Origin of the sequence: Methyloceanibacter marginalis, from assembly GCF_001723295.1 — a bacterium.
GTDB classification, from domain to species: domain Bacteria; phylum Pseudomonadota; class Alphaproteobacteria; order Rhizobiales; family Methyloligellaceae; genus Methyloceanibacter; species Methyloceanibacter marginalis.
Window position 1 is genome coordinate 1 of record NZ_LPWD01000441.1, and the last position, 9,443, is coordinate 9,443.

Sequence of the window (9,443 nt, forward strand, 5' to 3'; positions counted from 1 at the left end):
TCAAGAAGGTGGTGAGGCCCGCGCGCAGCTCCGTGCCGACGCTCGTCCCTTGCGCGGTGAGCCCGAAGAACCGGTCAACGGCGCTTTGCGTCTCTATAGGTTTTGTTTCCGCTTCGGCCATTCGCCCCCCCTTTATCCCTCTCATTACTGGATTCCCGCCGCCGCGGGAATGACAAGGGCGCGCGGGGAGGGTATCCACGGCTCTGAGGCGCGAAAGGAGCAGGCATGGCGATCTACGAGCTTGACGGGCAGGCGCCCGAGTTTCCGGCCGATGGGCTTTATTGGGTGGCGGAGACAGCGACCGTGGTCGGCCGAGTGCGGCTCCATTCGGACGTGAGCATCTGGTGGGGCGCGGTGCTGCGCGGCGACAATGAGTGGATCGAGATCGGCGCCCGCTCGCAGATCCAAGATAACGCCACGCTGCACACCGACCCTGGCTTTCCACTGACCATCGGTAAGGATTGCGTCATCGGCCACAATGTCATCCTCCATGGCTGCGCCATCGGCGACAACACGCTGATCGGCATGGGCACGACGATCCTCAACGGAGCGAGGATCGGCGCCAATTGCTTGGTGGGCGCGAACGCGCTCATCACCGAAGGCAAGGTATTTCCCGACAACTCTGTGATCCTCGGCGCACCGGCCAAAGCGCTACGCGAGGTCGACGACAAGGGGCGTGCCATGATCGCCCGAGGAGCCGATGTCTATGTGAAACGCTGGAAACAATACGCAGCGGGCTTGAAGCGCATCGCGTGATGCGGGTAACTCCGCAGCATGACCGGCTCCTCCACCTGGCAATTCTTTATCGATCGTGGCGGCACGTTCACCGATATCGTGGCGCGCGCCCCTGACGGCCGTCTCGTCACTACCAAACTGCTTTCGGAAAATCCGGACAATTACGAGGACGCGGCCATTGCCGGCATCGCCGACCTGATCGGTGTGCCGCGCAATAAGAGCCTGCCGCCCGATCGGATCGGCAGCGTGCGCATGGGCACCACCGTGGCGACAAACGCGTTGCTCGAGCGCAAAGGCGATCCCCTCCTCCTGATCGTCAGCCAGGGGTTCAAGGATGCACTTGAGATCGGCTATCAAGCACGACCCAAGATCTTCACCCGCCAGATCGAGAAGCCAGCCATGCTCTATGCGCGCGTCGCTGAAGTGCCAGAGCGCGTGCGTGCCGACGGCACGGTTGAGGTGCCCCTCGATGTCGACGCAACGGGCGCAGCTTTGGAAGCCGCGCGCAAGGATGGCATCGACGCGGTCGCCATCGTTTTCATGCATGCCTACGCCTATCCCGACCACGAGCACGCGGCGGCCCGGCTCGCCCAAGAGATCGGCTTCGCGCAAGTCTCCGCAAGCCACGAGGTGAGCCCGCTGGTCAAGTTCGTTGGGCGCGGGGACACGACCGTGGTCGATGCCTATCTCTCGCCGCTGCTCAGGCGCTACGTGGATCGCGTGGCCGGTGCGCTTTCGGCCAAGAGCGGTGACGGCCCTCGGCTGCTGTTCATGCAGTCGTCCGGGGGGCTCACCTCGGCGAATTTGTTCCGCGGCAAGGACGCGATTTTATCGGGCCCCGCCGGCGGCGTGGTGGGCGCGGTCGAGACCGCCCACAGCGCGGGCTTCGCCAAGGTGATCGGCTTCGACATGGGCGGTACCTCCACGGATGTCTGCCACTATGACGGCGCTTACGAACGGACCTTCGAGAGCGTGGTGGCGGGCGCACGGGTGCGCGCGCCGATGATGCAGATTCATACGGTGGCGGCCGGCGGCGGCTCGATCCTGCAGTACGATGGCGCGCGGTTCCGTGTCGGTCCGGACTCCGCCGGCGCCGATCCAGGCCCTCTGGCCTATCGGCGCAGTGGCCCCCTCACCGTCACCGACGCCAATGTCATGACCGGCAAGCTCCAGCCGGCCTTCTTTCCGCATATCTTCGGGGCCGGCCAAGACCAGCCGCTCGATCGCGCCGCCGTCGCACGCGCGTTCAAAGCCGTGGCGCGCAAGCTCGGCGACGGTCGCAACCCGGAAGAGATCGCCGAGGGCTTCATCAAAATCGCTGTGGCCAACATGGCAAACGCCATCAAGACCATCTCGGTGCAGCGCGGCTACGACGTGGCCGACTACGTGATGAATTCGTTCGGCGGCGCGGGCGGTCAGCACGCCTGCCTCGTGGCAGATGCGCTCGGCATCAAGTCGGTGTTGCTACATCCGCTCTCCGGCGTGCTGTCAGCTTACGGCATGGGGCTTGCCTCGTTGCGGGCGACGCGCACGCAAGCCGTGCTCGCACATTTCGACGACCAGGGGCTGCGCACGCTTGCCGAAATCCGCGCGCCGCTGGAGGCAGAAGTCCGTAACGAGCTCGTGCACCAAGCGTCGACGCCGGATACCGTGAAGGTCACGGCGCAGGCACATCTGCGTTACGAAGGCACGGACAGCGCGCTGCCGATCAATGTCGGCAGTTTGCGCGGCATGCGCGCCCTGTTCGAGATCGCCCATCAACAACGCTTCGGTTTCATCAGCCCCGAGAAGGACATCGAGATCGAGGCGATCGAGGTCGAAGCGGCCGGCGGCGGCGCGCCCATCGAAGAGCGTGGCGTCGGCGAGTCAGGCGAGGTGCCGTCGCCCCAGCCGCATACGCGCACTGACATCTTCACGCAGGATCGCTGGCACGATGCGCCGGTCTTCCTGCGCGCGGACCTGTCGCCGGGTGCACGGATCGAAGGTCCCGCGCTCGTCATCGAGGACCATCAAACGGTGATGGTGGAGCCGGAGTGGCGGGCGGAAGTCACCGCGATGGGCCATCTCCTTCTCACCCGCATCGCCAAGAAGAAGGCCGAAGAGAAGATCGGCAAACAAGCCGATCCGGTGATGCTCGAAGTGTTCAACAATCTCTTCGTCTCGGCGGCCGAGCAGATGGGCTATGCGCTTCAGAACACGGCGCGCTCGGTCAACATCAAGGAGCGGCTCGACTTCTCTTGCGCCATCTTCGATGCGCAGGGCCATCTCATCGCCAATGCGCCGCATATCCCGGTGCATCTCGGCTCCATGGACCGCAGCGTCGAGACAATCTTGCGCGAGGTGGGCGACAACCTGGAGCCCGGCGACGTGTGGATGCTGAACGCACCTTATAATGGCGGCACGCATCTTCCCGACATTACCGTGGTCACGCCGGTCTTCGCCGAGAACAGCCGGGACATTTTATTTTTCGTCGCCGCGCGGGGGCATCATGCCGATATCGGCGGTATCGCGCCTGGCTCCATGAGCCCCAAGGCAACCTCGATCGAGGAGGAAGGCGTCTATATCGACCCGTTCAAGCTCGTCGGACGAGGCCGCTTCCGCGAGACGGAAGTGCGGGCGCTGCTCACCGAGGCCCCCTACCCCGTGCGGAACCTGGCGCAGAACATCGCCGACCTAAAGGCGCAAGTCGCCGCCAACGAGAAAGGCGTAATCGAACTGCGCAAGATGGTGCGCCATTACGGGCTGGCGGTCGTGAAGGCCTATATGGGCCACGTGCAGGACAATGCCGCCGACGCCGTGCGTGCGGTGATCGGCAAGCTCAAGAATTCGCGCTTCGAGGTCGAGACCGACCAGGGAAGCCGCATCAAGGTCGCCATCACCATCGACAAGAAGGCCAAGAAGGCCACCGTCGATTTCACCGGCACGAGTTCCCAGACCACGACGACCTTCAATGCGCCGGAGCCCATCACGCGCGCTTGCGTGCTCTATGTGTTCCGGACGCTGGTGGATGACGACATTCCGCTCAACGCAGGGTGCCTGCGCCATATCAAGATCGTGGTGCCAAAAGGCTCTCTGCTGAAGCCCAAATATCCGGCGCCGGTGGCGGGCGGTAACGTGGAGACAAGTCAGACCATCGTGAACTGTCTCTATGGCGCGCTCGGCGTACTCGGGTCCGCGCAAGGCACGATGAACAATCTGACTTTCGGCAACGCGCAGTTCCAATATTACGAGACGATCTGCTCGGGTGCGCCGGCGGGACCGGGCTTTGACGGTGTCTCAGCGGTGCAGACGCACATGACAAATTCCCGGCTCACCGACCCGGAGGTGCTGGAGCTGCGCTATCCCGTGCTGCTGGAGCGGTTCGAGATCGCGCGGGGCTCCGGGGGCACGGGCGAATGGCGCGCCGGCGACGGCACCCTGCGCGTGATCCGGTTTCTCGAGGAGATGAACTGCGCCATCCTGTCAGGCTTCCGCAAGGTGCGGCCCTTCGGCGCAAAGGGGGTGAGCCCGGTCCAAACCGGCGAGAACTGGGTGCGGCGCCGGTCGGGCCATCTGGAACGGTTGAAAGGCGCCGATCAGACCGTGATCGCGGCCGGCGAGGCTATCGTCATCAAGACGCCAACCGGCGGCGGCTATGGCAAAGCGGGCGCAAACGGGGTACGCAGACGAGCGGCTCTCGCAAGCAGCGCAGCTAAGCGTGATTCGAACAAGGTCACCCATGGCGATTGACGGCAAGATCCTGATCTCCGGCGCCGGCATCGCCGGGCTCACGCTCGCCGTGCTGCTGAAAGAGCACGGCCACGATCCGCTCGTCGTCGAGCAGGACGCCGCCCTGCCGTCCGAAGGCTACATGATGGATTTCTTCGGCTCGGGCTGGGACGTGGCCCAGCGCATGGGCCTGACCGGCGCGCTTCGGAGCCTGCGCTATCCCATCGATGCGCTGCAATTCGTGGATGACAGCGGCGTGATCTACGCCTCGGTGCCGATTGCCCGCGTGGCCCGCGCGCTCGGCGAAAACTATGTCTATCTGCGGCGGTCGGATCTTGTGCGCATTCTGCATGAGCGCGCGCAAAGCCTGGGGGTGGAGATCCGCTTCGGCACCGAGATCGCCGAACTCGACGACACGGGCGAGCGCGTGCATGTTACCTTCGACGACGGCAGCGCGCGCGACTTCGCGCTCGTTTTCGGCGCCGACGGGGTGCATTCGGGCGTGCGGCATCTGGTGTTCGGCGACGAGAGCCAGTTCGCCCGCTATCTCGGCGCCTATGTAGCGGCCTTCCATCTCGCCGAGCATGATTTTCCCGTGGGACGCGCGATGAAGCTGCACGAGGAGACCGACCGCGTCGCCGCCTATTACCCGCTGGACGACAAGCGGCTGGATGCCACTTACGTGTTCCGCCACGACGAGGTGGATGTCCCCCGCGGAGAGCGCCTCGCGGTTGTGCAGGAGGCTTATGCGGGGGCGGGCTGGATCGGCGAGAAGATGCTCGACGCTTATCACGGCAGCGAGCCGATCTTCTTCGACACGCTCACTCAAATCGCCATGCCCCGCTGGTCGCGCGGCCGCGTGGCGCTGCTCGGCGATGCCTGCGGCTGTCTCACGCTGCTGGCCGGCCAGGGCTCTCACATGGCGATGGCCGGCGCCTATGTGATCGCGCGCGAGCTTGAGCGCTACAACGGCAATTACGCGGCGGCGTTCACGGCCTACGAGGCGAAGCTGAGGCCCGCGGTCGCCAAGCGGCAGGAAGACGCCGCGACATTTGCCAAGGTGTTCATCCCGTCCGCGCACTCGCGGCCATGGCTGCGCCGTCTCGTCATCAAGGTCATCTTCAGCCCGCTCGTCATGCCCTTCGTGTTCAAGGCATTCGGCGCCAAGAGCGTACTGGAGGGCTACTCTTAGAAGCTGACCTTGGCCTTTTCCGCGTTGAACACGGTGACCGATTTCCCAGCTCGATCACGCCGGACGTCGTGTAGGAGTGCGGCTCGAACTGAACGGTCGTCTTGCAACTCCCGCCGGCGCACTCGCCAGAAAGCCTCTCCTTGGCCTCTTCGGGCTCGATGTCGTCCGCATCCACATAGACACCGTCCTCGGTCGTGCACTCATAGCCGAGCACATCGCCAGCGCGCCCGCCCTTTACACAATAGCCCTCCATCTCAACCGTCTGGCCGAGAAAGTTCTGCGGATTTTTAGCGAGATCTTTCATGTCGGTGGGCTCGGCGAACGCGGCCGGCGCGGCGAGGGCAAGACCTGCAAGCAGATAAGCGGCGAGACGGCCAGTTACGCGATGCATCGTGTTCACCTCAGCTCATGTTTCTCTGATGGACCTTGGGGCCCGCTTCGGCCGGCATCCTACAAGGGCGGGCGCGGAAGAAAAGCCCGTCCTTGGCGCAAAAATTAAGGGCGCGGGATCCAATCCCGCGCCCTTTTAAGCGTGTTGCCTCTGTTTTCGGCTCGTTTCGCAGGGAGACGCGAGCTTAGTTGGTGTGTGCCGTTCCGCCTTGACCGCGCTCAGCCATGAACTGGTCGAACTCGGCCTTGTCCTTCGCGTGGCGCAGGCGCTTGAGGAAGCCTTGAAACTCGTTCGCCTCCTCCTCGAGCCGCTTCAGGGTCGCCTCGCGGTATTCGTCGAAGGCATGATTGCCAGTCGAGCCGAGACCGCCGCCAAAGCGCCGCGCCTCGTCGGTGAAGTACTCGCGCCAAGCCTTCTTATTTCCACATCCCATGCGTCCACTCCAGATCAGATAGGCCAAAACGCCAAGGCCGATAGGCCACCAGACAATGAAGCCGAGGATCATCGCCGCGATCCAAGCCGGCTTCCCGTAGTCGTCCAAGGTCGCAACCAGTTGCATTGGGGTCCTTTCCGGGCTTCGGTGTGAATGTTATTTACATTTACATAGATGAGGCCCCTTGGCAAGGCGGTCAAGGGGACGCCTCAAAAATATGGTGTCGAACTGGGGAATCGCGTAGGGGCGCCAAAGAAAATTTAACCTCGTGGCGCGAGAGTCCGAGCGTAAATTCGCTGAAAATTGTATGCTTTTAACGGGGCTTCGGGGGAGTTTTCATGCGTTCTGCATACCGCCGGCTGATGAACTTGAGCTTCACCGTTGCGGTGGCCGCAGGCTCGCGAGCGGGGGCAGCGCGCTTGCGCGCTCGCTCAAGGACGTCAAACCGCATGAGGGCGTGATCCGCGCCCACACCATGCCGATCCAGGGCATCGACGTCTCGTACTGGCAGGGCGACATCGACTGGCGGCAGGTGCGCGAGGCCGGCATCCATTTCGCCTTCATCAAGGCGACCGAGGGCGGCGACCATCTCGATCCGAAATTCCGGCAGAACTGGCACGCGGCGAAGCGGGCCGGCGTGGCGCGCGGCGCGTATCACTTCATCTATTGGTGCCGCTATGCCAGCGAGCAGGCGGACTGGTTCCTCTTTCTTGCGGAGCACGATGGGCTCGGACGGACCGCGCACCACGGAGATCACGTCATATCTGCCTTCGCCCGGCGTGCGCGAGTCGCTGAAATCGATGCTGCCGAAGATGAGAATCTCGATGCCGGTGAAGTTCGACTGGATGGCGATCTCGCGCGTCGAGATGTCCGACTGAACCGTTTCCTGGCTGGTACCCGGCTTCACCTCCGGCGCCGGCACAGCGCGTTGCGCGCCTGCGGGCACGCACGACAGTGCGAGGAGGAGTGCGGTGAGACGGAGGATCGCGGCGGTGTTCATCATGACCCCGCCAATGGAACGATGCTGTAGAGCTCGGACGGCCGGATCACCAGGTCGAGCAGAATGCGGATCGCCACGCCGAGCACCATGAGCGCCAGCAGCGCGCGCAATTGCTCGCCGCGCAGCTTCTGACCGGCGCGCACGCCGAACTGACCGCCAATCACGCCCCCGATGATGAGCAGGAATGCGAGCATGATATCGAGTGTGTGGTTCAGGGTTGCGTGCAGCAGGGTGACGATGGCCGTGACGAAGATGATCTGGAAGATCGAGGTGCCGACGACGATATTGGTCGGCATGCGCAGCAGATAGATCATCGCCGGCACCATGATGAAGCCGCCGCCGACGCCGAGGAATGAAGCGAGCAGGCCGACCAGAAAGCCGATGACCAAAGGCGGGATGGCGCTGATATAGAGCCGCGAACGCGGAAAGCGCATCTTGAACGGCAGGCCGTGGATCCAATTGTGCTGGCTTGCCTTGCGCGCGGAGATGCTCTTGCCCGCCCGCTGGCGCCTGATCGCGTTGACGCTCTCCCACAGCATCAGCGCGCCGATCGAGCCGAGAAAGAACACATAGGTCAGCGAGATCATCAGCCCCGCCTGGCCGGCCTCGCGCAAGATTTTGAGGAGAAAGACGCCTACCAGCGCCCCGACCACGCCACCGGCGATCAGCACCGCGCCCATCTGCAGGTCGACATTGCCGCGCCGCCACTGGGCCATCGTGCCCGAGACGGAGGTGCCGACGATCTGGTTGGCGCCCGTGGCCACGGCGATGGCCGGCGGGATGCCCGACAGCATCAAAAGCGGCGTGAGCAGGAAGCCGCCGCCGACGCCGAACATGCCCGACAGAAAACCCACCGCCGCGCCAAGTCCCAGCATCACCACGAGGTTCACTGAGATCTCGGCAATGGGCAGATAAATCTGAAACATCGGCCGTGGCGTTGAGAGAGCGGGCGCTGTGGCAACCTGTTCGCCGCGCGCGAGCCTGTCAATGCGTTACGCCCCGACCTGAACGAAATGTCACGAAAAATCAGGCCGAAGCGTGAATTCGGCAGGCGGCTAGCTCGCCAGGCTCTCGAGCTTGGTGAGGAGCGGGGCCGTGACCTCGCCGCTCTCGTTCAGGCCGTTCCGCTGTTGGAACAGCTTGATCCCGGTCCGGGTGCGCTCGCCCATCACGCCGTCGGGCGGGCCGACGTCGTAGCCGAGCTTGTTGAGAAGCACCTGGGCCTTGGTCACGAGCGGCTCGCCTTGAGGTGAGGGGGCCGACGACGTGGCTGCCCAGGTCGACTGCTTGGCGACCTCGTTGGCTTCCGTGGTGACGGGCAGGGCCGTCCAAGCCTTCACCGCGACGTCCGCCGCGGCCAGGGTTTCCGGTGCCAGTTGCGCGTGGATCATGTCGCGGCGCTTCTTCGCTTCGGGATCGCCCTGAGCGGCGGCCAGCGAGAACCATTTGTAAGCGTCGGTGAGATCCTTGGTCCGGCCGAGCCCGTGCTCGGCGAGGATGCCCAGATTGAACTGGCTGTCGGCGAGACCTCTGGCCGCCGCCTCGCCATACCATTTGGCGGCAAGGGTGTAGTCCGGGGCGCTGCCGTCACGGCCGCTGACGCTGACCGCGAGATTATGCATGGCCTTGACGTTGCCCCGCTCCGCGGCGGCGGCATACCAGCTCCGTGCCTTGTCGATGTCTTTCGGGACGCCGAGCCCGCGCTCATACATGGCGGCGAGGCGATACTGGGCCGGCGCGAGCCCGGCGCGCGCCGCGCGATCCAGCCATTCGGTGGCTCTTCACGTTGCGCTTGGTGCCGTTGCCTTCCAGGTAGCGGTCCGCGATCGTGTATTGCGCGGTCGCATCGCCCTCCGAAGCGGCTTTCCGCAAGGGCAGCGGGCCGAGCGCCTCGGGCGGCATCGGTCCCTTCACCGGGGTCATCGTCAGTCTCTCGGCCAGCGCGGCGTCCGTGGCGGCGGCGGGGTCCTCGATGGAGAAGATC

8 protein-coding genes and 2 pseudogenes are annotated in these 9,443 nt (G+C 64.4%); 4 read left to right on the forward strand and 6 right to left on the reverse strand.

Going from position 1 to position 9,443, the window contains the following annotated elements:
• The first annotated feature begins 225 nt into the window (after positions 1–225).
• The 3 genes from AUC71_RS15370 to AUC71_RS15380 are packed head-to-tail and all read left to right on the forward strand — an operon-like array spanning position 226 to position 5,635.
• On the forward strand, positions 226–756 hold the full coding sequence (locus AUC71_RS15370) for a gamma carbonic anhydrase family protein (protein WP_069624948.1): 531 nt from the start codon (positions 226–228) through the stop codon (positions 754–756).
• A gap of 18 nt (positions 757–774) precedes the next feature.
• Positions 775–4,464, forward strand: coding sequence for a hydantoinase B/oxoprolinase family protein (locus AUC71_RS15375; RefSeq protein ID WP_069624949.1), 3,690 nt, complete (start codon positions 775–777; stop codon positions 4,462–4,464).
• Positions 4,454–5,635: an FAD-dependent monooxygenase gene (locus AUC71_RS15380; protein WP_069624950.1), complete on the forward strand. Its 1,182-nt coding sequence runs from the start codon at positions 4,454–4,456 to the stop codon at positions 5,633–5,635. Before AUC71_RS15375 ends, AUC71_RS15380 begins: the two co-directional genes overlap by 11 nt.
• Here the strand turns inward: AUC71_RS15380 and AUC71_RS18955 are convergent.
• Complete coding sequence (locus AUC71_RS18955; RefSeq protein WP_141701759.1) at positions 5,592–6,026, reverse strand: hypothetical protein; 435 nt, start codon at positions 6,024–6,026, stop codon at positions 5,592–5,594. The genes AUC71_RS15380 and AUC71_RS18955 overlap by 44 nt on opposite strands.
• Positions 6,027–6,210: 184 nt before the next feature.
• Positions 6,211–6,585 (reverse strand): DUF2852 domain-containing protein, encoded by a 375-nt coding sequence (locus tag AUC71_RS15390; protein WP_069624952.1) that lies wholly within the window; start codon positions 6,583–6,585, stop codon positions 6,211–6,213.
• Between the two features lie 181 nt (positions 6,586–6,766).
• Here AUC71_RS15390 and AUC71_RS21545 point away from each other — a divergent pair.
• Positions 6,767–7,162 (forward strand): annotated as a pseudogene (locus AUC71_RS21545) (GH25 family lysozyme); the annotation flags it as partial.
• 57 nt (positions 7,163–7,219) lie between these two features.
• On the opposite strand, the pseudogene AUC71_RS21550 reads toward AUC71_RS21545, so the two are convergent.
• The 4 genes and pseudogenes from AUC71_RS21550 to AUC71_RS15410 form a co-directional block, all read right to left on the reverse strand.
• Positions 7,220–7,462, reverse strand: a pseudogene (locus AUC71_RS21550) (TIGR02186 family protein); the annotation flags it as partial.
• Entirely contained in the window at positions 7,459–8,385 is a 927-nt protein-coding gene (locus tag AUC71_RS15400; protein ID WP_069624954.1) for a sulfite exporter TauE/SafE family protein, read from the reverse strand. The gene AUC71_RS15400 and the pseudogene AUC71_RS21550, both read right to left, overlap by 4 nt.
• 129 nt (positions 8,386–8,514) lie before the next feature.
• On the reverse strand, positions 8,515–9,171 hold the full coding sequence (locus tag AUC71_RS15405; protein WP_069624955.1) for an SEL1-like repeat protein: 657 nt from the start codon (positions 9,169–9,171) through the stop codon (positions 8,515–8,517).
• On the reverse strand, positions 9,164–9,443 hold a 280-nt coding region (locus AUC71_RS15410; protein ID WP_204376755.1), incomplete at its 5' end, for a hypothetical protein. The genes AUC71_RS15410 and AUC71_RS15405, both read right to left, overlap by 8 nt.